This is a genomic window from Okeania sp. SIO2B3 (genome assembly GCF_010672525.1).
Classification (GTDB): Bacteria; Cyanobacteriota; Cyanobacteriia; order Cyanobacteriales; family Microcoleaceae; genus Okeania.
The window spans coordinates 23,371-47,908 of the sequence record NZ_JAAHGH010000026.1 but is presented as its reverse complement, the minus strand read 5'-3'; the positions used below and the strand labels follow the sequence as shown (position 1 = coordinate 47,908).

The window sequence follows — 24,538 nt, the reverse complement described above, 5'->3', positions numbered from 1 at the left end:
CAGGCAAAATTATTTGTATATTTACTACTCAGATATTTTTCTGTTTAAAGTTTACCGTTCTCTGTTTTGGTACGCTACCAAGTGTGTCAGTTGCTGACCGGAGGGCATTACTATTCCTTGTCTTCTAATAACTTAATTAAGACTTACAGGGATGGGGGAAAAACATTTTTCTGCCTGAGTTTAATCATCAATCTATGTCCTAAGCAACTTGTTCCTTACTGTAATATCATGTCCGGATAATTAGTGATCAAAAAAAGTTTCTCTTTCTTCTTCTTTCTTCCCTCCTGACTTCTGACTCCTGACTCCTTCGTCGTTTATTTATAACTATTCAACCAGAAATGATATAACTGTGCGTTTTCTGATTAAGAAATTTTCCACCCACATCTAAAAGAGGCGTTGCTGAATTGAAGTATGAATGCGCGATTGTTTGGTTCTCGCCTTCGCCCCCACACATCCCCCAATTTTGGGGGACTTTTAGAGTTTTATTCCCCCCCAAAATTGGGGGGCTAGGGGAGCTTGCATCATACCCAGAATCAGCAACACCCAAAAATAATGTGAGTGGGGAAAATATGTTTACATCACAGAATTGACTTCAGAAATTTCAGGAATTTCTTCCCTAAGTTTACGCTCAATACCCATTTTGAGAGTCATAGTAGAACTAGGACAAGAACTACAAGCTCCTTGTAGTTGAAGATTTACTATCGGACCATCAATGTCTACTAATTTTACGTTACCACCATCTGCCGCGAGATAGGGGCGTAATTCATCTAATACAATTTCCACATTTTCTTTGGTCAGTGCTTTTGTTTGAGGCATTTTTTCTCCTTGTTTTGTTGAATTTATAAAAATATGAGAACTATGATTCTCCTAAATTAATCCTAGCGGAATTAACATAGAAATAAACCAAAAGTTCAGATTGTCTCTAGACAACTGCTGGTTCTAGCAATTTGATATTAGAGTAGTTAAATTCGGTTGTTGTTACTTGACCTTTTTCTGTAGAATTGACTACCTGACGAGTCATTATGTAATAACTGCCAATTTTTTCATAACTGTCCTCAAATTCTAGTTCTCTTATGACTTCATTGGTTTGAGGGTTGCGGAAAATGGCGTTGTACTGAATGGCAGCAAAACCTTCTCCTGTATCCAAGCTTTTGTGAGTATTAATTACGAAAGCCATTCGGCCCATTACCCGACTAACTAGACAAATTTCCCGGTCTCTAACCTTGTAGTTTGACCCCATCGCATCACCTTCGACGAGAATTTCAACTGCACCAGTTTCATCCTGATCGCCTAAGCTAAAACTATTTTTACCGTGGGATGCTTCAAAGGATGAACGTTTGCGGTGAGTAACTACGTCCCGCAGTTGAGTATAAACGCTTTGTTGTACTTCTTCATCTGAGATACCTGCGACTTCTACACTGAAGTCTGCTTTTATCGAAATTTGGCCATTGTACAGTTCTGACCCTTGTTTTAGTTCAATATCGGCACTATAACCAGGAAAATTAGAGTCCCAAGTGTAGCGATGTTCGTAGGCAGCTTTAAATAAATCACGAGCATTTTGTTCTGTCATAGAAACCTCTTTTTCTGAAAATAGTTTTACATTATTTTACCATAAAAGAGTCGTTTTGAAATTTATTAGTACTGTTTACAACTCATCTTAATAATAGGTAATAAAAAATAGTCTCTCCAATATATCGATACTTACTATTGTATAAAAAGTATCAAAAAATACCATCTTTAGGCAAAAATTTATTGTAAATATTTTAGCTATAAACGGCAATTAATATATCTCCATTATTTCACTTATTTTCAGGATAATTAAGTACAAGTATAATAAAAGTTGGCGAACTAACTAAGTAACTAAATAATTTCTGATGTACTTAATTTTTATTTCATCAAAAAAAAATTATCTTTTATGAATGCGGGTTTAATACCCCACCGTCAACGGGGGTGCTGAAAATTGTTTGGGGCGATCGGACACAAAGTGGCGTGTCGAAGACTATTAGACATCTCCAATAATAAAAAATTAAATCAATGTATCGTAAATAAATCATCAATTCTTTCTCTCTACTCCCTACTCCCTATGCATGGAGGAGATGTCTATTCATCAGCTATTAGACCTTCTGCCTTCTGCCTCCTGCCCTCTGCTAATGAGGAATAGTGACCATCTGTAATTGCTACTCAATCAAAAATATGATATAATATTTGAATAGATTTATTGCATTAGCGCCCCATTTACAGGTAGAAAAAAACGGTGGTACTATTAACATGAAACAAGATCTTTCTAGCCAAGGCTATCAAATTATTCGAGAAATAGAACGTCACCAAAACGAAGGAGAAGTGACATACCAAGGACTAGCTCTCAAACAAGACCAAGAGGTTGTCATTAAAGAATTTCGTTTTGCAGATAGTGATGCAAATTGGGCAGGGTTTGAAGCTTATGAACGAGAAGTAGAAATTCTCAAACAACTACAACATCCTCGTATTCCCAATTATGTAGACTCTTTAGAAACCACCGAAGGATTTTGCTTAATTACAAAATATCAAACAGGCAATTCTTTAGCAGAAAGAAGAAGTTTTACTCCCGAACAAATCAAGCAAATTGCTGTTTCAACTTTAGAAATTTTAGTTCATTTACAAAAGCAAACTCCACCAATTATTCACGGCAATATCAAACCAGAAAATATATTAGTTGATACCCACTCCCACGGAGAAAGATTCCCTATTGCACATTTAATTAATTTTGGTTCTGCGCGTATAGGAATAGAAGATATTTTAAGTGATGGTATAAGTGGTACTCCAGGGTTTATGTCACCAGAACAAGAATTAAATGGTACTGTCACTATAAATTCTGACTTATATAGTTTAGGCGCAACCTTGATCTGCTTATTAACCGGTACCCGCAGTACAGATATCAAAAAATTAATAGACCGCAACTATAATTTCAACGTCAAAAAATTAATGCCACAACTGAGTACATTATTCACAATGTGGCTAGAGAAAATGGTATCTCCCAATAGCAAAGACCGCTTTGAAAATGCAGCAGCAGCAATAGCCGCGCTGAAACCAATTCCTATGTTTGGCGATGCTACTAATTTTCGGAATTTAGCGATGGCAATGAAACCTGTAAAAACATCTGCAATAGTCGGAATGGCTAGTATTGCGGCTCTTGCTATACTAGCTACAAGTTTAACAGTTTTTCGACAGCAACGACAACAAACGAATTCCCCAATAACGGAAAGACCTCCACAGGAAATTGCTATCCAAAAAATTTCGGGCAAGAGTGCAGTAGAGCAATTACGAACAACTGGAGAATGTCAAGGTTGTAACCTTCGTGGTGCAAACTTGGCAGCTATCAAAATTGAAGATGCTTATTTGCGAGAAGCAGATTTATTCAAAGCTAATTTGAGAGGTATCGAACTTAGGGAAGCCAGATTGCAAAATGCCAACCTCAAAGGTGCGCAACTTCAAGGAGCAAACCTAATTAAAGCTAAACTACAGCAAGCTAATTTGTCTCACGCTCGTTTAGAGGGAGCAAATTTGGTGAGTTCTAATTTGCAAAATACCAAGTTGGAAAGAGCTTTCCTTGGTGGAGCAACTTTAATGAGGGCAGTATTAGAAAATGCTAACTTACGACAAGCTAATTTATCTGGTGCAAATTTGATGAGTTCTAATTTGCAAGCTGCTAATTTGCAAGTGGCTAATCTCAAAGATGCTAAACTCACTAGAGCGAATTTCAAAGGAGCGAATTTAAGAGGAGCGAATTTAGGTGGGGCAATGATCAGTCGTGCTAGTCTCCGAGGTGTCGATCTCAGGGGGGCAATTTTAAAAGATGCTGACCTCAGGAGAGTAGACTTAGCAGGAGCAAATTTGACTGGTGCTAAGTTAATGGGTGTTGACCTTCAAGGAGCTAACCTCAAGGGAGCTAACCTGAAGAATGCCAATTTACAAGGAGCAAATATTGAAAAAGCAAATCTGCAAGGGGCAAATTTGCAAGGGGCAATTATGCCTGATGGTAGTTTGAATGAGTAGTTGAATAATTCAGGACTTACGCATAACCACCACATATAGCAAAATTTGTAGGGTGCGTTAGACGGGTGAAATCTTGAGCGTGAAAGGCATTTAACAATCCGTCGTAACGCACCATTTTAGATGTTTCAGTCTTCGAGATTGATTTGGATAACTTCCTTAGTTCTTCAAGATATTGGTGTGAAATTGATCAAGAAAAATTAATACTAAGTTTTCAAAATTTTGTGCCAAAAATAGTTGATGTTGATGTTGGGTCCGGAGACTTTGACAGTAACTTTTTACTCAAACTCAATTTCAAAGGTTGCTTTTACCTTTCCCAACATTAATAGCTAATATCATGTCCGGTTGAATACTTATTATTAAGATAGTAGGGGAGTAGGGGAGTAGGGGAGTAGAGAAAATAGAAAATTTACTGTTTACAGCAGTTTTCCTGTACGGTAGAGCACAGTAGGGAGGTTCCATGGAACGTCCCTGCAAGGTTTGATTTGTGAAGATGTAGTTTATCAATGAGCAAAAGCGCTGTAAGCAAGAGGATAAGTTTTTTCATCACTAATTATCCAGACATGATATAATATAGGACTTACGCAGATACGCTATATATAGTACTCATAACTATTGTCCAATAGTTACTGGACTCTATACACAGTGTCTTTGCGTAAGTCCTGATAATAGCTAATAGCTGACGGCTGTTTGCGCAGCATTCCGCAGAAAATGCTTACCTATCAACACAACTACCCAACTTAAAATCTCCCACTTTTTAACCGCACTCGCTCGCCATAATTTAACAACATTTCCAAAGCAGCTAAACGATTTTGCCAAGTCTGAACTTGATAAGCATTTTCCCTAGCATGAACACCCATAGAACCCCTAAACTGTAACTGAAATCTTCTCAAACTATTTCTAGCTTGATTCAAATTACTATTATCGGGATTTTCAGCCAATTGATTCAAATCTGCTGCCAACTCCTCAGCTTTAACCCCCCAACTCTCAAGTTCAGACTGCCTTATAGAAAGTTTCTCATTTGCCAACAAAAAACTCCATTCCTTTTTCAAAGCTTGAAAACGATCTGCTGCTGCTACAAACGGTTGTCGATAAGGAATAATACCCTCCACAACATGAGAAGGGTTCGCAAAAGTACTTAACGAAGCTCTATTATTCTTCCCAGTTTCCGGTCCTCCCTGAGTACGAGTCAAAAATCCATGTAACCCCCCAGTAATTCTTTCAGCAGCAAAAATAATGTAACCCCCTGTAGGCAAATCCCTCGCCGCCTGAATTTGGTCAACCGCAACAATTTCAGGAAGATTCAAAAGCTTAACTGCAGGCGTTATCAAAGTACTACCTAATACTCGCGTACTGGTCAGCGGTTGCGTAATTTGCTGAAAACGATTCGTATCCAAAGCATAAGTCATCGGAGTCAACAAATCAATATCACCCCTGAGAACCCAACTCTCCCAATCTTGCTGAATTTTATCAAAACGCTCATGGCGTGGAAAAGGAAACACCGCCGCCGACAAAATCATCCTTGGATATTTCTGTTTGAGAAATTTAGAAGTATCCGCCACAAAACTATTAACTTGATTAATCTTAAACTCAGTCCACTTCCACCTATTTTGGCGACCGCGTGAAGAAATCTTCATCGGGTCTACACCATGTAACCGCTGAAACTGTTGACGAGCTGTCGTGCTGTAACCATAAGAAAAATTCCGACCAGGATTTTGAAAAGGATAGCGAATATAGTCAAGTTGAATCCCATCAACCTGATAGCGACTAGCAATTTCATCTATTATCTTCAGCAGATATTGTCGAACATAAGGATTAGCAGGATCCATATATACTTTGCCATCAGAAGGGTGTCTTTTACGACCCTTATTATCAGTCATCACCCAATTGGGGTGAGCTGAAATCACCGGACCCAAATAACTATCTGGCTGACCGAGAGCACGATTATGGGCCTTGTTCCCCGTCGCAAACGTCCAGATCCAAGCGTGTATCTCCATATTCCGCTCGCGAGCTAATTTAACAGCAGACTCAAGTGGGTCCCAGGAAGTTGTCAAAGGGTTCTGTCTGGGAGCAACATTACTAGGATAAATTGTGTAACCAGCATTCAGAGTTTCAAAGAAAACAGTATTAATACCAGCAGCAGCAAGTCGGTCAAATACCATTGCCAGACCACGTTCTGACCGCGCCCTCACAATTGTACCCCTGTCTAACCACACAGCTCTAATCTCAGCTCCTGCTCTTTCTCCATCAGTGGGATAATTCTGCCACAACATTTGCCTTGTTTGCAGCCATTGACTTCTGGCAGTAGCATATTGTTTGGATGCTACCTGTTGGGGGAATCTTTGAATTGTCAAGCGTGCTCGTTCGACTATTTGTTGAGCATCACTTATTTCTCGATTTCTTTGAGCAATAAATGTACTACGATCGCTATTGGTAGCTACCAAACTACCTTTATCTGCTGACAAATTCACTTCTACATTTGCTGATTTTGCTGCAACTAAAGCACTTTCAAATCTACCCAAGAGATTATTTAACTCTTGCAACATTGCATTAGCTTCTGCTCTACTAATTGGATAGTTTCCTTGTCTGACTTCTAAACCCGCAGGTGCTGATGTTGATGAAGGGTCTGTTTGGGAGTTTGGTACTTGTACCTCTGGTGGGGGTAAAGGTCGGAGTATGGCAGCTAGGGGGTTACGGCGAGAGGATGATGTAGTTGTTTGTTGTCTGGATCTATTCCAAATATTGCCTCTATTATTCGAGGTTTCTGAAGTAGGGTTATTGGTTTCCTTGGTACTGATATTTTCAGTTGGTTGATTTTGTTGTTTAGTTTGTTGTCTAGCTCTGTTCCAAATATTGTCTCTATTATTTGCCGTTTCTGAACTAGAGTTTTCCAGTGAATTAACGACGCTTTCCTTGGTACTGATATTTTCAGCTTGCTGGTTTTGTCGGTCTATCTGTTCTCGAAATCTGTTCCAAACATTATTACTCTTAGGAACTGTACTTGTCTGTGAGGTTAAATTATTATTTTGACTACCTAATTTTCCTGATGCTTGATCTGGTTGTGGCGGTTTTTGTTCGGTGGTTGTCTGTTGTTGCTGACTTCTTAGCCAAATATTATCTTGAGCGGTAGTCGAATTTTGAGTTGTCGTCGGAGGTTGATTTATATTTGAATTTACTGGTGCAGTTTGAGGTTGAACTTTAACTTGATCCCTATTTTCAGTCGAATTTTGAGTTGTCGTCGAAGGTTGATTTATATTTGAATTTACTGGTGCAGTTCTAGGTTGAACTCTAACTTGATTGGTATTTTCAGTCGAATTTTGAGTTGTAGTAGAAGGTTGATTTGTATTTACTGCTGCAGTTCTAGGTTGAACTCTAACTGGATTTGTCTTTTCAGTCCTTGGTGGTGCAGAGGAAATACGGGGTCTAATTTTAACTGGGTTAGTGCTAGGAGTAATGGGAGCAGTCGGACTACTATTCGCTGTGGGTAATGGATTATTATTTCTGGCTGTAAATTGTGGCTGACTCTGATAGCGATTTAACACAGCTTGCAACCAAGCACTATCTAACGTTGCAGAGGTACTACTACCCCAGTTCCAACCAAAGTAAGTTGCTTGAGGAGTAATAACTACCGCTGAAGAACCCGAACTTCCTTTCCAAGTAGCTGCAGTTGTGCTGCTTAACCCTGCCGGAATTAATACTCCACCCTCAACAGTATCTTGGTCATTTCCCATGGGTGCCCAACTTGTAGACTTTTTGCAAGCAATATCTAAACAACGATATCTTGCCTCCGGTATTGCAGGTTGACTCAATGGAAAAGCCCAATAAGACCCAAGAAGCGATCGCAATTCTTGCCTTACCCCTGGTTTAGATTTTCTCCCTACCTGGCCACTAGCTATTAATTTCCCTCCCTGTTTTACCCACTCTTCTATAATGTCTACTTGAGTTTCAGTTAAGGTTTCAATGTTTGGTAAAAAGATAACTTTCACCCCAGATAGGTCAGCTACTGTATTAATTTGTCTTAAATCAATAGGTTCATAACTAATACCTAGATTGCGTATTCGTGTAATGATGTTATTCCATTCATCTGTATTGCCATCATCTCGAATTATTCCTAATAAAGTATTAGCTCTACTTGGGGTTGGTAACAGTACAATTAAACTTAGTAAGCCACTTGTTAGCTGTAGTAAAAGTTGTTTATATATAGGCTTTTTTTTACTCATTACTCTTCTTGATTTAATTAAATAAGTATTCAAATAAAATTCATTAATAATTGCTTTAATTAAGAGGATATCTGAAAAGTTTTTTGATACTGAATTTTGCCCCCCGAGCAAGCCAACTTTGGGGGGAACAAGAGTCAATTTGCTTCTAAAAGTCCCCCAATTTTGGGGGATTTAGGGGGCTTGGATCTAGCATATTGGACTTCTCAGACAACCTCTAATAGTTATTTTATTTCACAAGTTGTTTCTTTCTGATAAGTTTTATTAGCATGAAATGATTGAGAAACTCATATTTATCCATAAATTAATTGCAATTCTCTACTTTAGTTAACTTCATAAATTTTTTATTTAGAAATATTAGGCATTTTGATTTCATCTTAAAAATTAATTTATTTAGCAGACTTGAGGCCAGTTTTATCTGTTCTCATTTCCTCAAAATATGGTGGCAATTACTATTTTTTCTAACATATTCAATCTTTTATGTCAAATAAAAATATTTTTATACACATAAAATAAATAATATAAGTACTTACTAGATTTTCAAAATTGTCTCATAATTTATTTAATCAATCTACAGGTGAAAATTAAGTAGTGTCTATTTATTCTTTATCAATAAATACAACTAACTTTCAGGATAAAATTATATTTAATTTTCCATGATTTTCCTTAAGTATTTTGATATAACTTACTAAAATATTGCAATAAATGAAAACTTTGTGTCATTCAGCAATTAACAATTAATAATTAAAATTACCTATTCTTAAAATAAGAGGATTGACTAAAAGCATTTTTTTGATTTTATCCCCTTCAAAGGGGGAGGCTTTAAACCTGAATTGTTGAATGAATAATTATTAACTATCAACTCTTCATTATTAATTCTTCATTATTAATTCTTCATTATTCGGTAATTTAGTAGTTTGATTTGAATGATACAGAAAATATCTTGCAATTAAAGAAAGGCTGAACTCAGAAAAAACTTAAAACTTTCCAAGCGTTTAAATATACAGTATCAGATAAAGTAAACTCCTATAGAATTAAAACTACTGCTGATAATTAATAGATAATTACTATGACTATTTTTAGTATCTATAGGTACAAAAAAAAATAAGAAAAATCTGAAAAGCTTAACGAATATAAGTTTTAGCTAATTTGTAAAATAAAAATTAAAGATTATTGCTAATGTAAGCATTTCCTCCGGAATGCGGAGCTAACAGCCGTCAGCTAGCCTCCTGTAGGAGGAACTGCGTTATCAGCAATCAGCTATTGCTTTTAATTTTAGATAAAAGCTTGACTAACTGATAACTGAAATGACCCTTGATAAAACAACTGATAACTGAAAAACGGGGTTGACAAAAAAACTTGACATGATATTATAAATATAATGGAAAAGGTGCGCTCATATATACTCAAAAAAATTAGGCCAAAAAAGCTATATTCTTCTACTAAGCAGTCTAATAACCGATAACAGAATTGATGATTCTAGATAATAGGAAAGTAGAGTAGGAACGAATACAAAATTCTCAGGACTTACGCAAATTAATATTGAAAATGCCATATGTAGGGGAAGAATGATCATTTACCCTCACTGGATTTAGTTTCCGTGCATAATTCCTGATTCTGTTGGGAAAAACAATTTCTAGTACAAAGATATAAATGACAGGCGATCGCTCACCAAAGAAAGTATTCTAATTATCCTGATTATTCTAAACATTCTTTTTTAACCCTTGGTACAACAACTGATAACTGAAAAACAGGGTTGACAAAAAAACTTGACATGATACTATAAATACAATGGGAAAGGTGCGCTCATATATACTCAAAAAAATTAGTCCAGAAAAGTCATATTTCTCTGCTAAACATTCTCATAACTTCTAATAACAGGTAACAGAATTAATGATTCTAGAGAATATGAAAGTAGAGTAGGAACTAATAGAAAATCAGATTGGGAAAAACAATTTCTAGTACAAAATCTTAACGACAGGCGATCGCTCATCAAAAAAATTATTTTAATTATTCTGATTAGTTAGATATCTCCACAAAAGAGGGAGTAGTAGTTGCATACAACGTCCCTACAGAGTAGGGGGAAATAATTGATGATTTGTGTACGATAATTCATTGAATTTTTGGGCGTTACTGAAATCTCCTTTGTTTGTAGTAGGGTTTCAACCCATGAAATATTTATTCTATTTCTCAACTCCTACTACTAACTGGATACTGATAACTGATAACTGAAAAAAGGGGGTTGACAAAAAAACTTGACATGATATTATAAATATAATGGGAAAGGTGCGCTCATATATACTCAAATAGATTAGGCCAAAAAACCATACTTGCCCACTAAAGTAATTAGTAATGAATGAGTTTAATTCTTTAATGCTAATTGTTGAAGAATAACTGATAACTGAATAAGAAGAAGTCTAATAACTGGTAACTAATAACTAAAAAAGCTGATAACTGATAACTGATAACTGAAAATGCAGTCTGGAAAAATCCTGAGAAACCACTACAAAATTATCGACACTCTAGGAAGCGGAGGATTCGGAGATACCTATTTAGCTCAAGACTTAGACTTACCAGGCAAACCAAAATGCGTAGTCAAACATCTATCACCTAAAAGTTCAGATCCAGGAGTTTTGACAATTGCCCAAAGATTATTTGAGAGAGAAGCAGAAACCTTATATAAACTAGGAAAAGACTCAGACCAAATACCAAAATTATTTGCTCATTTCCAAGAAAGAACAGAATTTTATCTAGTACAAGAATATATCGAAGGGCAAGATATAAGCAAAGAACTAACACCAGGGAAAAAATTAAGCGAGTCTTATACTATTACCCTACTAAAAGGAATATTATCAGCATTAGCAGTAGCCCATCAAAATAATATAATTCACCGAGACATAAAACCAGAAAACTTGATGCGTCGTAAGTCAGACAAAAAAATAGTATTAATCGACTTTGGAGCAGTCAAAGAAATAACTGCATTAACCACAGCAAACAAACCAGGAAAAACCACCTTAACTGTGGCATTCGGAACACCAGGATATATGCCAAGCGAACAGGCGATCGGTAAACCAAAACTGAGTAGCGATATATATGCAGTAGGAATGGTAGGAATAAAAGCACTGACTGGTAAAAACCCAGGAAATTTACCAACAGACCCAAATACAGGAAATGTTATCTGGCGAAATGAAGCAAAAGTAAGTAACCGTCTGGCAAATATATTAGATAGGATGGTACATGAATATTTTCCACAGCGTTATGAAAATGCTACAGAAGTATTAGAAGCATTAGTTTTTACCAATTCACTACAACCAATTCCAGCACCGATAACAACACCAACACAAGTAAAAACAGTATTGGCAGTTCCTTCTCCTCAAAAACAACCCCTACTTATATCAACACCCACACCTATACCAGTAACAACACAAGCAAAAACAGTATTAGCATCTACCTATAATACAAATATTTCCATTCAAAAATTTAAGACTGTGACAGTTAATGTCAGAGGAGAAATAATTAGTCACAGTCCAGGTAAAGCAGAAGTAATGACAGAAAACCTGGGCAATGGAGTCATCCTGGAAATGGTAAAAATTCCCGCAGGTAGATTTCTCATGGGGTCTCCAGAGACGGAAGCAGAAAGAATTGATTGGGAAAGTCCGCAACATTATGTAGATGTGCCAGAATTTTTCATGGGAAAGTATCCAGTCACTCAAGCACAGTGGGGAGCAATTATGGGAAATAATCCTTCTGGGTTTAAAGGTGCGAGTCGTCCTGTAGAAAGAGTAAGTTGGAACGACGCGACAGAGTTTTGCCAGAAGCTCTCAGAAATAACAGGCAAAAAATATAGTTTACCCAGTGAGAGTCAGTGGGAATATGCTTGTAGAGCAGGAACAAGCACACCATTTTATTTTGGGGAAACTATAACGTCTGAGTTAGTTAACTTGAATCGCAACAACTCTAATGTTAACTTGCATTCCCACTTTACTTATGCTGGTGAACCTAAACAATATGGTCAAGGAACAACAGATGTGGGAATTTTTCCACCCAATGCTTTTGGTTTGTACGATATGCACGGCAATGTCTGGGAATGGTGTCAGGATGTTTGGCATGACAACTATGAAGGTGCACCTACAGATGGTAGTGCTTGGGAAACTGGGGGAGATAGTAATAGAAGAATGCTCCGTGGTGGTTGCTGGTACCTCTATTCTAGGCTTTGCCGGAGTGCCGTGCGTGGCAGCAACGTTGCCGACAACCTCAACTACATTAGGGGTTTTCGGATTGTCTCGTCTGTTCCGGTCGTTTCTGCTCCTCGTTACTAGGATTCTTCCCCTTTATTCTTTTCCCTCTTTCCTGCATCCATCCGTATATCCGTGGCAAAATCCTTGTCTGATACACGGATGATTAATCTGCATTCTGTGAAGCTCTAAAAATTAAGTCGGGCGGGAAGGAATTTCCCCTTGCATTCCTAAAAAAATCATAGTAGTATGTAATTATTGGGGGTTACTCGCACCTACACATGACTTTTTATTCAACGCAAAAACAGCATATCGCCACTGAATATATATAGAAGAGATACTCACATCAGAAAAATATTATCTTGTGAAGCACTACCAAGAAAAGAAGTAGCGACAGGAAAAAGGAATATCTGGCACGGGAGCAAGAAATATCTGGTACGGGAGCAAGATGCTCCCACTGTTTTTGTCACAAAAATAATCACAATGCACGACCATTAGACCACCGAAAAATTTTCACCCCATCAATATCAATATATTTTTTAATCATGCAGAAGCGATCGCTATATTCACAAACAAAGAAAAATTATCATTTTGTGAAGCTCAAAAAATCGGCAAGGAATTTCCTCTTGCATCCCCAAAAAAATTATGATAGGATTTAATCATTGGGGGTTGTTCGCCCCTAAACATGACTTTTTATTCAACTCAAAAACAGTATATCACCACTGAATATATATAGAGATACTCACACTATCAAAACATCAGAATCAAAACATCAGAAAACTTATCATCCTGTGAAGCACTACGAAGAAAAGAAGTGGCGACACCGAAAAATTTTCACCCCACCAACACATCAATATATCTACTCATGTAGAAGCGATCGCTATATTCAATAATTCACAAACAAAGAAAATCATCATTTTGTGAAGCTCAAAAAAAATCGGCAAGGAATTTCCTCTTGCATCCCCAAAAAAATTATGATAGGATTTAATCATTGGGGGTTGTTCGCCCCTACGCATGACTTTTTATTCAACGTACAAATAGCATATCGCCACTGAATATATATATAGAAGAGATACTTGCACCATCAAAACACCAGAAAAAAAATCTCACTTTGTGAAGCACTCCCAAAAGAAGTAACAACAGGCAAAATTTTCACCCCATTAGCCAGACAAGGATTTTGCCACAGATATACGGATGATTAATCTGCATCCTGTGAAGCTCCAAAAAAACGGCAAGGTATTTCCTCTTGCATCCCCAAAAAAATTATGATATGATTTAGTCATTGGGAGTTGTTCGCCCCTACACATGACTTTTTATTCAACTCAGATACAACTTGAATATTAATACTAAATTGAAGGAAAACGGACCTCTACCATTCCAACATTTGAGACGTGTCGGCCTACTACAAGGTAGAAAATTTTCTACCATCGACAAATAAAGAGATAAAACTCCGTTCCCCCGTCGCGATCGCTAATCAAAATATAGAATCTGCATTCTGTGAAGCTCAAAAAAAAATCGGCAATGATTTTCCCCTTGCATCCTCAAAAAAATCATGGTAGTATGTAATCATTGGGCGTTACTCGCCCCTACGCATGACTTTTTATTCAACTATTGTACAATAATAGTAATAGCAGTCGAAGGAAAAGGCGCAGACATATCAAAAGCTGAAAACTCAGACAACACAAAATTCTTCTCTCTTGCCTCTTCCTTCTTAAAATCTAGGTTATTTAAACTCCTAGTACAGGATGGCGGAAATAACTGGTTCCAAAATCCTAAAAGCCTTATAAATCAATACTTTTGAGGGCGAATGGCATTCGCCCCTACGACTTTTGACTTCCGCGTAGTGGCACTAGAAACATCAAACCCTACTTAACCTCCTCATTAACAGGAAAACGGTCGATCAACTGCATAGCCCGATAAGCATTCCGTCGCAAAACATCAGACAAATGAGGCACATGAGGAATCTGAGAAAGAAAATCCAGAGTCCGACGTAAAATCCGGACAACATCACCCTCATCCAGACTCGTATTGTCCACCAACACCTGCCATTCCACCTCCAGTGCCCACTGTTCAACCAAACTAATCAAATCCCTCTCCAGCCAAACAGGTAAACTTACCCGATACCGACGCTGCACCTGAAATAACTGATGTCGTAAACTACGCAAACCACCCAAAGCATCCTCTACCTCCATAGACAAATCATAACGTGACCAACTATCAGGTCTAGTAATTTCCATCACCAGAGCAGCACAAGCAGCAGCCAAATGATGAGGGTCAAGTTCATCAAGAACACCAGACATCAAAGCCAAACCAAGCCACAATTCATTATCACCTCGGATCGCGGCACAAGCTTGACCAATTTCCGTAGGCACAACTTCATGCAGACAACCAAAATATTGCAAAATTTCAATCAGATTAAGAAACTCCTGCCAATGACGAGCCAACTTATCCTCCAACTCAGTTTGGCGATCGCCTATTTCCATCTGCAATATACCCATTCGTCGCCAACCCTTTAACAAAATACGAGGACTTCCCCATTCCTTCAGCGGATGTTCCTGAATATTTACTTCCACCGTTGCCACTTTCTGCATCTGCACCAAAACTTCTGGAGCATCTATTGGTGGAGGTACTTCTGGAATTTGTTCAGATAAACTCAGATAAATTTCATCTCCTTTACGGCATTGCCCCAACCTAAAATCTATCTCAGCAGGCAACTCCATCTGTTCTACCGCCACTAAGCGGGGTACATCTGGGTGTAAACCGACAACATCCATAGCTGCCACAACATACCATCGATTATCCTTACCCAAACATACATAGTAAGAAGACTGACCAGAACCAGGAATTTTAGCAACTAAAGCAGCAGCAATAGGTTTAGCATCAGACCTCTTAGCAGTAGGAACGTGCTTTCCTTTTAAACTCATAATAGTTCCTGATAGAGCAAAAGACAAAGACAAAGACATCTCCTTAATGCGATTTTCATCGGCTTGCCTTTGCAAAATTTTCAGCAGTCGTTTTTCTTCTTTTACTCTTTCCCGTATCTTCTCATAATCTCTCAGCAACTGCTCTAAATTTACCAAATCATTCTGTTCATAAATCCCTAATTTATTTTGCAAAGAAGTTAACTCTGCCTCTTTTTGCTCAATCTCTATACGTTCTGCTTCCAAAGAAAGAGTAGATAAATATTGACCAAAACTACGTTCGACTAACTCCTTTGCCTCCTCCAAAGTATGAGTTTGCAGCAAATTCAGCACCATACCATAACTAGGAGTAAACTGACTAACCAGAGGGTCAGCTTCTGAAGTTGCTAAGTAAGATGCCTCCTTCGCACCCTCAAACCTAGTCTGGACAGTTAAAACGTAACCTTGAACATCCATCCCCCGTCGTCCAGCTCTACCTGCCATTTGCAAAAATTCTGATGGTTTTAGCAGTCTGTGACCTTCATCCGTACGTTTAGAGAGGCTAGATATTACAGTAGTACGAGCTGGCATATTAATTCCAGCAGCTAAGGTTTCAGTGGCAAATACTACTTTGATTAAACCTAGCTGAAATAATTCCTCCACTAAACCTTTCCACACTGGTAACATTCCCGCATGGTGGGATGCTATACCTCTGCTTAGGGGTTCGAGTCTTTTAGAGTGAGTTAGGTCTGGGTTACTATTGAGGAATTTTTGAATTAAATTTTGCAGTTGAATAGTTTCTGTTTCGTCCAGCAAAGTAAGATTGCTGACTTGTGCTATTTCTGCCACTGCGCGATCGCAACCTCGACGACTAAATATGAAGTAGATAGCTGGTAACATATCCCGCTCTTTGAGTTGAGATAATACTGCCGGCAATATTGGTTCTAATTGTTTTTCTCTTCTATCTCTACCTATATGTCGATTTTTAGGCTTGAGCAAGGGATTTACTCTTTTTTGGTTATTGCTCAGTAGAGGAAATAGACCTTTACTGTTAGAAAAATTAAATTGGAGAGGTACTGGCCGAAAATCAGAGTAAATCAGTTCAGTTGGCCCATGTACTTTATTAATCCAATCTGTAAGCTGGTCGCTGTTGGCTACTGTAGCGGAGAGAGCTAATAGTTGAATTTCTGGTGGACAATAAATTATTAATTCTTCCCATACTGTGCCTCTTTGGCGATCGTTCATGTAGTGGCATTCGTCAAGGACTACGGCTTCTACTTTTTCTAGAGATGTCCCTATTTCTCCTATGGGGGTGCCATAGAGCATATTGCGGAAGACTTCTGTAGTCATTACTAGAACTGATGCTTCCCTATTGACAGAGGTATCTCCGGTGACTAACCCTACTTTGTCTGCTCCAAATTTTTCCCGGAAGTCCCGCAATTTTTGGTTTGACAGAGCTTTGAGGGGTGTGGTGTAGAATACTCGTCGCCCGCGACTTAGGGCACGGTAGATGGCGTATTCTCCAATTAGGGTTTTGCCTGAGCCGGTAGGGGTACAAACAACTACGGATTTTCCAGCGTTTACGGCGACGATCGCCTCTTTCTGGAAGTTGTCTAGTTCAAATGGAAATAAGGTCTTCAGATCCAGCTCTCGGCTGTTCTGGGTTGAGTATGACACTAATGTTTATTTTCTTGACTTTATACAGGTTTTGTGATATTGTCTATTCTTTTTTTTTAATTAACGAGTAAAAAATAGACTTTATCTTTTAATTTTAACTACATCTCTCAAATTGACACTCTCACCCTTAAATCGGAGATTATAACGGGAGATTCTTGTATCACAGATTCTCGGGCTAGATAACAAATCAAATAAACTGAATTTTACCCCCGCTACTACCATATTCACAAGCTTTCTTGCTCGGTCTTTACGCTGAAGTTCCCTCAGCGCAGGAAGTGCGCTTTTCTCGGGCCGTGGGGCACACGGCTATTAATCCTCACCCACCCCTCTTGCTCCCCTCCCGGGAGGGGATGGGGGTGGGTGCAGCAGCTACATTCTGATTCAGTTGATAACCACAGTTGCTGCAATTATGTTTTCTATTCCTACGGAATGCTACGCAAACAGACAATTTCTTCTTATGAATATGCCCACATAACGGACATTCTTGAGAGGTATAATTCTTGTCAACTTTGGAATAGTACTTACCTCGTTTCCAGCAAACATAAGGCAATATTTCGTTATAATTAAGCTTGAAAGCCTCTACTTTAAATGAAAAACAAGAAAAAGTTTTCCCTACCGCATCAATCCTCTTCCTTTTAGAGAGAGGTAGTTATCAATTATTCATTATCAATTATCAATTATTGAAATCTCTTCTCATATCCTTTCTCTTTCAAAATATTATCTATGCACAGCCTTGACAACTACTAGAAAATTAAGCAAATTAGAAGCAAATTGGGAAACTCGCCTGAAAATTGGCTTGAGAAAATCCACAAAAATTACTGAATTTTTGACTTAAAAAAAAGTAGTATGACAATAGGAACTCAAACTCCAAAGATAGTAGTAGTTGGTGCTGGTTGGGCTGGTTTAGGAGCCACTCACCACCTAGCCAAAAATGGTTATGACGTTACACTTCTAGAAGCTGGCCCTTATCCCGGTGGTTTAGTCGCTGGCTGGAAAACTCCCGGAGGCCGTTCCGTAGAAGTGGGCATACATGGTTTTTGGTATCCATACCATAACATATTTTCTCTTGTCAAGAAATTAAACCTCGATCCATTTACTCCTTGGACTCGTTCAGCTCAATATTCTCCTGCTGGGTTAGAGGTAGAATCACCTATTTTTCAAGATTTACCACCTTTACCAACACCTCTTGGTACTTTTATTTATACTCAATTTAAACGGTTGCCCTTGAGCGATCGCCTTTCTGCTCTCCCACTGCTTTATTCTGTGATCGATTTTGACAATTCGGATGAAGCTTGGCGAAGATATGATTCAGTAACAGCGAGAGAATTATTCAAACAATATGGCGTAACTAAAAGATTATATGATGATGCTTTTAACGCCATGTTATTAGTTGGTTTATTTGCTCCGGGAGAACAATGTTCGGCGGCTGCTGCATTGGGAATGTTATATTATTTTATCCTAGCTCATCAACCAGATTTTGATGTAGTTTGGTGTCGGGGAACTGTAGGAGAAATGATATTTAAACCTTGGGTAGAAAATATCGAAAATCTGGGAGGCAAAGTTCTGACAAAACAGCGAGTTACTGACTTAATTGTTGATGATAATGGCAAAGCAACAAAGGTTGTTTGTGAAGACCAAATATTTGAAGCAGATGCAGTTATTTTTGCTGTTGGTATTAGTGGAATGAAAAAGATTATGGCAGGAAGTGAAGCTCTGCAAAGTCGTCAAGAATTTAGGAATATTAATAATTTAAATGGAGTTGATGTATTAGGAACCAGATTATGGTTCGACCGAAAAATTTCAATTCCTCGTGCTTCTAACGCTTGTTTTGGATTTGATACAACTACAGGCTGGACGTTTTTTGACTTGAATACTTTACATGACGAATTCCGCCATGAACCAGGAACAGTTGTAGAAGTAGATTTTTATCATGCTAATCAGTTTTTACCTTTGAGCGATGGGGAAATTATTAAAATGGTACAGACATATTTAGCAACTTGTATTCCAGAATTTATAGAAGCAGAAATTATTGACCAAAGTGTGGTTAGAGTTAGAGAAGCAGTCACACACTTTTTTCCTGGTAGTTATCAATATTTACTGCCTACCAAAACAAGTTTTGACAATGTATTTATGAGTGGAGATTGGATTGTTAATTGTCACGGTTCATGGTCTCAGGAAAAAGCTTATGTAACAGGATTAGAAGCAGCTAACTTAGTAATAGATAAGTTTAAATTAGGACAGAAAGCTAATATTATTCCCGTGGAAAAAGATGAAGAGCATATTCAATTTGCCAGGACAATTAATAAGTCGTTCAGAGAGATAGGAAAATCAATATTTCCTAATATTTGGTTGTAATATAGCAGTGTCCTATTCCCTACTATATTTATCTTTTCTTTTGCAGGTTTAAGGGAATAGCAGAAAATAAATTATCCCAATTTTTGTACTTAATAGCTGCCTTCTTCAAAGCAGTCGAAGGAAAAGAGACCGACAGAGCAAAAGCTGAAAACTCAGACAAAGCAATATTTTTCCCTCTTCCCTCTTCCTTCTTCTCTCTTCCCTCTTCCCTTCCCTCTTATATCATGTTCGGACGGGTCAGTTATAAATAAAACAGGACTTACGCATTTTAATGATAAAACACTATATATACCATAGTGCTATAGTTTTTATCTACTATATGTAGTGTATTTGCGTAAGTCCTGTAAAATTTAAGGACTGACAGTACCGACAGTACCAAAGAAATACTGAAATTATCAATACTATTGTGCAATATTTCATAAGCATTCCTCCTTTCTTGTCTCCTGACTCCTGACTCGGTCTTCCTCACAACAGTTATTTATAAGTATTCAACCGAACATGATATTACTTCCTCCCTCTTCCTTCTTCCCTCTTACTTCTTCCTTCTTCCCTCTGCTATAGGAATTAGGCACTGACAATACATATAGGGCTTTGTGCGTTACGCTACCGCTAACACACCCTACCAATAGCGTTCATACGTAAGTCCTGAATTATTTCTCCCTGTTCCCTATTCCCTATTCCCTGTTCCCTATTTTCTGGAGATGTCTAATATATATATTGAGAAAAGTAAACCACAGAAAAAATCAAGAATGACCTCAACCCTAGTCCAACCAACCCTCGAATCTCTAAACGCCCCTACTATCCATCAATTACCAAATGGACTTACTATAATTGCCGAACACCTACCAGTTGAAGCAGTTAATCTCAATATTTGGCTAAACGTTGGCTCTGCTATTGAATCTGAACCAATCAATGGTATGGCCCATTTTCTCGAACATATAATTTTCAAAGGCACTCCCAAACTCCCTAGTGGTGAATTTGAACGCTTAGTAGAACAACAAGGTGCGGTAATGAACGCCGCCACTAGCCAAGACTACACCCATTTTTACATTACCACTGCTCCTAAAGACTTTGCCAAATTAGCACCTTTGCAGTGGGAAGTACTCCTCAATGCCAGCATTGCAGATGACCCTTTTGAAAGAGAGCGGTCTGTTGTACTGGAAGAAATTCGGCGCTCAAATGATAACCCTAACCGTCGTTGTTACCGAAAAGCGATTGAAACCGCCTTTGAAAAATTACCCTATCGTCGTCCCGTATTAGGTCCTGCTGAAGTTGTTTCTCAACTGCAACCCCAACAAATGCGCGACTTTCACCATACCTGGTACCAACCTACTTCCATGACTGCTACTGTAGTCGGAAATTTACCAGTAGAAGAATTAATTGATATCGTTGCCAACTCATTTACCGAAGCAGAAAACAGCCAAAATATTCCAGAAATACCTCCACTACCACCCACAAATAATTTCACCCCAGAAGCACCTTTTACAAAAATAGTTCGCCATGAAGTAGTTGACGAAGCTCTTCAACAAGCAAGGTTAATGATGCTTTGGCGAGTACCTGGGTTAACTCAATTACATGAAACTTATACCTTAGATGTATTGGCAACTATTTTGAGTCGGGGGAAAACATCTCGCCTGGTGCGTGACTTACGGGAAGAGCGAGGTTTGGTTTATTCTATTGGTGTGAGTAATATGAGTCATCGTCATCAAGGAATTTTCTATATATCTGCTCTTCTTCCAGAAGAAAATTTAGCTGAAGTAGAAGCAGCGATCGCTCACCACATACATACTATCCAACAAGAGTCAGTGACAGAAACAGAAATTCAACGTATTCGGACATTAGTTGCCAATAGGTTTGTTTTTGCCAATGAGACACCAAGCGATCGAGCTAATTTATATGGTTACTATCACTCAATAGTGGGAGACTTAGCACCCGCACTCAGTTATCCTCAACATATTCAGGCACTTGACTCGTCAGATATTCAACAGGCGGCATCAAAATATTTGTCTGTTGATGCTTATGGAGTAATAGCGTTTCGCCCTAAGTAGGTTTCAACAATTAATAATTAATAATGGCTTTGTTGCACAAAAGACGATCTGGTAAGCTATTTTTTTGCTAGTCCCTTATATCATGTCCGGTTGAACAGTGATAAATAACTACGGAGGAGTCAGGAGTCAGGAGGAAAGTGAAGACTAAACAAATGGTAATAACTATTCCGATACAATTTTGTTAAATTGAAAATGTTCGCCTTAACGCACCGAGCAATCAAAAGTAGTAGTCTGTCAAGATTCAGTTTTTGGCCAGTGGGAGCATCTTGCTCCCGTGCGTGAAGGTCTAGTTTATCTAAGAGGTAGCGACTTCCCTTTAGCTCCTCCCAATAATTAATTCGGCATTGCATAATTGCGGGATGATTTTGTCAGAGAGCAGAAACCATAATCCCCGTGTCCCCGTGTCCCCGTGTCCCCGTGTCCCCGTGTCCCCGTGTCAGCCAAAATCATCCAAGTATTCAGCAACGCCTCAATTCTGTCTCCCGACTGCCCAACTCCTTCTCAAAAGTGTCCCATATCCGAGTTGAGTCTAGAGTCAGAGTGTACTATGCTGCTGATTAGCTATTTCCTAGTTATCATTAATCTAGCATGGAACTCCAAGACTTTCTGAGAACAGACCTCAAGTACGATGTTAAAACCCTCGCTGATGATGAAAACCTGACTCGCGAGATTCAGGCCATACTTGTGGACCTAAATATGCTTAACCCTCCAGTAGATGGTATATTTGGCCCCTTAACTACAGCAGCACTTCATCGGTTTCAAGTGGATCAAAAAAGCGGTGAGGCTGGATATTTAGGTGAGAAAACTACGAAAAAGTTATTCGAGGCCAAGGAAGCAAATATTCCGGCTGTCCCAATTATCCTCAAAACTAAAAAAGATACTATTCTTAAGTCTAGACCCCTTCAATCTTCTCAATTAACTGAGTCAGAAAAACACTATATTGCGGCTAATCAAGAATTTCAACTTTTGGCTTATGTTCCAGTTAGAAATCACTTCAGAATTGCATTTAGAAATAATAAGCATAATAGTTCTGGTGTTTGGTATATTCATGAAAAATACATTGAAATTTTTGAAAATAATCAACTTGTGCATCCCAAGCTTAAACCAGATACTGTTAGAATTAAGGTTCCCTACAAATCTCAACTAGATGATTGGTATAATCCTACAGGTTTATGTAATATTACTTCTATCGCTTCCTGTTTAGAGTTTTTGCAGGCTAATCGAAAGTCTAATTATGGTCAATTTGAAGAGGAACTTTATGAATATGCTTTAAATCAAGGTTACAGTCGTCATAGTCCAACTGATTTAGCTAGAATTGTTAGAGATTATGGGTGTAGAGATAATTTTAAAACTAATGCCACTATTGAAGAGGTTAAAGATTGGCTAATAGCAGGATTTCCTGTGGCTATACAGAGTTATTTTACTTCTTTTGGTCATCTAATTGTTGGTGTTGGTTTTGATAATGAAGGATTATTTATCCATGACCCTTATGGGGAATGGTTTTCTACTGGATATCGTACTGACTTAAGTGGTGCTTATTTACATTATTCTTACCGATTAATTCGGAATGTTTGTATGCCAGATGGGAGTTTTTGGGTACATTTTATTTCAAAGTAGAAGAAGGAAGAGGAAAGAAGGAAGAAGGAAGAATAAAAAAAGACTAATATACTAATATCAAGTCTGGTGGCATCGGTATTTTCAACAATTAATTATTAATTATTAATTATTAATTATTAATTATTAATTATTAATTATTACCCCTCCTTGAAAAGAAGAGGATTGACTCAAATGAATTGAATCGGTTATTTTTAAGCATATATTTTCGAGATGTATTTGTAGTATTCTTTTTTCAAATTGGTATAAAACTTAAAACCTATCATTTTCCCAATACCTCTAGCACCAGAAGTTAAAATACCCTAGCTGCGATGGCTAAACCTGTGATGACTCCTATTTCCTTTACTAACCAATGGCCTATTTCTAGAATTACTTCATCTCCTACAAATAGGCCAGAAGTTGTGCGATCGCCCCTGCCAATATCTTCTAGCAACCAATCTTTTAATAAATTGTCTAATATTACTTTTGGTGATATGACAAGTTTAATAGTTTTGTCTAAAGAGAGTTGGTTTACCTGAAATATCAAGAATTTTATGTAAATCCAAGCTCTCAGTAGAATATAATTAGTTTTAATTCCGACTATAATTAGGGATTGCTGATTAAATATCAAAGCATTGATAGATAAAGGTTTTAGCTGTTTTAGGTTGAAAGGGGTGCGCCTGTTTTCGGTAAAGATTGCTCAAAAAACTAGCATTTTGTGCAAGAGTTGGGCATAACAATTTTGGGACAAAACTTAGCCGCTACCTCCTCTACATTCCCATTTCTCCAGTATAGCTGTCTTCCCCTCCACTGTCGGGCCTCGCGGGTGGGTTGTCCCCTGTCTCCTACAAAGAGCAAAAAGACTAGTGAAGCGCAAACCCTAATTATAATTTCTCTGTCTCCAGCAATGCTCTCCGCATAGCATTTAGGCTTTCTTCTTGATCCACCAGACGGTTTAGAGCTAATACAATATCATCAGGAACTCCTAAAAGTTTAGCTGCTTTTTTGACTGCCATTTGTTCTTGAGTGGCGAATTCTGAATCTGCTCTACACATTTGAATGGCATCAAAAATTAATGTCCTAGGAACACTAAAAGGCACATCACATTTATTAATATCAGGAACATACTCTTCCAAGTTAGCATTTTTATAGTCAAATACTTTGTATGCCTCAATAATTTCTTCTGGCACATTTATAGAACGTTGATGATTTATCAACCAATTCATTTCTGCAACGCTTACTTCTCCATCTGCTCCAGCAATAGTCAACATCGCATAGCCATATTTAAGAGTAGCTATTTCTTCTGCATAGGATAAACCATATGTCTGTCGATAAAATTCAGGAAATTCTACTTTTTTTCCAGATAAATCGCTCATAGTTATTAGTAATCAGGAATAAGATTAGTCTTCAGGATAGTATCATAAACATTCAACACAAATATAGTCTTAATGTAGTTAAATATAATCTTTTGTCTCCAAAAATTT

General features: G+C 37.9%; 14 protein-coding genes. 6 read left to right on the top strand and 8 right to left on the bottom strand.

Features of this window, described 5'->3' with window-relative positions; translation table 11 throughout:
• Window positions 1-573: 573 nt before the first annotated feature.
• Both F6K15_RS18845 and F6K15_RS18840 read right to left on the bottom strand, forming a co-directional pair.
• Window positions 574-816, bottom strand: a complete 243-nt coding sequence (locus F6K15_RS18845; RefSeq protein WP_293063181.1) for a NifU family protein — start codon at window positions 814-816, stop codon at window positions 574-576.
• Between the two features lie 106 nt (window positions 817-922).
• Window positions 923-1,570, bottom strand: a complete 648-nt coding sequence (locus F6K15_RS18840; protein ID WP_293063179.1) for a DUF3386 domain-containing protein — start codon at window positions 1,568-1,570, stop codon at window positions 923-925.
• Window positions 1,571-2,205: 635 nt separating this feature from the next.
• Between F6K15_RS18840 and F6K15_RS18835 the strand changes: the two genes are divergently transcribed.
• Window positions 2,206-4,032: a pentapeptide repeat-containing protein gene (locus F6K15_RS18835; protein WP_293063177.1), complete on the top strand. Its 1,827-nt coding sequence runs from the start codon at window positions 2,206-2,208 to the stop codon at window positions 4,030-4,032.
• 737 nt (window positions 4,033-4,769) lie between these two features.
• Here the strand turns inward: F6K15_RS18835 and F6K15_RS18830 are convergent.
• On the bottom strand, window positions 4,770-8,249 hold the full coding sequence (locus F6K15_RS18830) for a family 10 glycosylhydrolase (RefSeq protein WP_293063175.1): 3,480 nt from the start codon (window positions 8,247-8,249) through the stop codon (window positions 4,770-4,772).
• Between the two features lie 2,471 nt (window positions 8,250-10,720).
• On the opposite strand from F6K15_RS18830, the gene F6K15_RS18825 reads away from it, so the two are divergent.
• The gene (locus F6K15_RS18825) at window positions 10,721-12,565 is read left to right on the top strand and encodes a bifunctional serine/threonine-protein kinase/formylglycine-generating enzyme family protein (protein ID WP_293063173.1); all 1,845 of its coding nucleotides are present in this window, start codon (window positions 10,721-10,723) and stop codon (window positions 12,563-12,565) included.
• A 779-nt stretch (window positions 12,566-13,344) separates the two neighbouring features.
• Here F6K15_RS18825 and F6K15_RS18820 read toward each other — a convergent pair.
• A complete protein-coding gene (locus F6K15_RS18820; RefSeq protein WP_293063171.1) occupies window positions 13,345-13,473 on the bottom strand; it encodes a hypothetical protein in 129 nt (42 codons plus the stop codon).
• A 399-nt stretch (window positions 13,474-13,872) separates the two neighbouring features.
• On the opposite strand from F6K15_RS18820, the gene F6K15_RS18815 reads away from it, so the two are divergent.
• Window positions 13,873-14,040, top strand: coding sequence for a hypothetical protein (locus F6K15_RS18815; protein WP_293063169.1), 168 nt, complete (start codon window positions 13,873-13,875; stop codon window positions 14,038-14,040).
• A gap of 306 nt (window positions 14,041-14,346) precedes the next feature.
• On the opposite strand, the gene F6K15_RS18810 is transcribed toward F6K15_RS18815, so the two are convergent.
• Window positions 14,347-17,058: an RNA helicase gene (locus tag F6K15_RS18810; RefSeq protein WP_293063167.1), complete on the bottom strand. Its 2,712-nt coding sequence runs from the start codon at window positions 17,056-17,058 to the stop codon at window positions 14,347-14,349.
• Between the two features lie 316 nt (window positions 17,059-17,374).
• A complete protein-coding gene (locus tag F6K15_RS18805) occupies window positions 17,375-17,608 on the bottom strand; it encodes a zinc ribbon domain-containing protein (RefSeq protein ID WP_293063165.1) in 234 nt (77 codons plus the stop codon).
• A 296-nt stretch (window positions 17,609-17,904) separates the two neighbouring features.
• Here F6K15_RS18805 and F6K15_RS18800 point away from each other — a divergent pair, with 296 nt between their 5' ends.
• The 3 genes from F6K15_RS18800 (at window position 17,905) to F6K15_RS18790 (ending at window position 23,078) form a co-directional block, all read left to right on the top strand.
• Entirely contained in the window at window positions 17,905-19,413 is a 1,509-nt protein-coding gene (locus F6K15_RS18800) for an FAD-dependent oxidoreductase (RefSeq protein ID WP_293063164.1), read from the top strand.
• 749 nt (window positions 19,414-20,162) lie between these two features.
• Window positions 20,163-21,461, top strand: a complete 1,299-nt coding sequence (locus F6K15_RS18795) for a pitrilysin family protein (RefSeq protein WP_293063162.1) — start codon at window positions 20,163-20,165, stop codon at window positions 21,459-21,461.
• Window positions 21,462-22,049: 588 nt separating this feature from the next.
• Complete coding sequence (locus tag F6K15_RS18790) at window positions 22,050-23,078, top strand: C39 family peptidase (RefSeq protein WP_293063161.1); 1,029 nt, start codon at window positions 22,050-22,052, stop codon at window positions 23,076-23,078.
• Window positions 23,079-23,367: 289 nt separating this feature from the next.
• Here the strand turns inward: F6K15_RS18790 and F6K15_RS18785 are convergent, their stop codons facing one another.
• Together F6K15_RS18785 and F6K15_RS18780 are read right to left on the bottom strand one after the other, a co-directional pair.
• A complete protein-coding gene (locus F6K15_RS18785) occupies window positions 23,368-23,601 on the bottom strand; it encodes a hypothetical protein (protein ID WP_293063159.1) in 234 nt (77 codons plus the stop codon).
• 337 nt (window positions 23,602-23,938) lie between these two features.
• Window positions 23,939-24,430, bottom strand: a complete 492-nt coding sequence (locus F6K15_RS18780) for a hypothetical protein (protein WP_293063157.1) — start codon at window positions 24,428-24,430, stop codon at window positions 23,939-23,941.
• Window positions 24,431-24,538: the final 108 nt, after the last annotated feature.

Excerpts from the sequence above, each read along its gene's own strand:
- F6K15_RS18800 (WP_293063164.1), top strand. The coding sequence starts at position 17,905 with ATGACAATAGGAACTCAAACTCCAAAGATAGTAGTAGTTGGTGCTGGT.
- F6K15_RS18840 (WP_293063179.1), bottom strand. The coding sequence starts at position 1,570 with ATGACAGAACAAAATGCTCGTGATTTATTTAAAGCTGCCTACGAACAT.
- F6K15_RS18790 (WP_293063161.1), top strand. The coding sequence starts at position 22,050 with ATGGAACTCCAAGACTTTCTGAGAACAGACCTCAAGTACGATGTTAAA.
- F6K15_RS18825 (WP_293063173.1), top strand. The coding sequence starts at position 10,721 with ATGCAGTCTGGAAAAATCCTGAGAAACCACTACAAAATTATCGACACT.
- F6K15_RS18780 (WP_293063157.1), bottom strand. The coding sequence starts at position 24,430 with ATGAGCGATTTATCTGGAAAAAAAGTAGAATTTCCTGAATTTTATCGA.
- F6K15_RS18795 (WP_293063162.1), top strand. The coding sequence starts at position 20,163 with ATGACCTCAACCCTAGTCCAACCAACCCTCGAATCTCTAAACGCCCCT.
- F6K15_RS18820 (WP_293063171.1), bottom strand. The coding sequence starts at position 13,473 with ATGATTAAATCCTATCATAATTTTTTTGGGGATGCAAGAGGAAATTCC.
- F6K15_RS18830 (WP_293063175.1), bottom strand. The coding sequence starts at position 8,249 with ATGAGTAAAAAAAAGCCTATATATAAACAACTTTTACTACAGCTAACA.
- F6K15_RS18845 (WP_293063181.1), bottom strand. The coding sequence starts at position 816 with ATGCCTCAAACAAAAGCACTGACCAAAGAAAATGTGGAAATTGTATTA.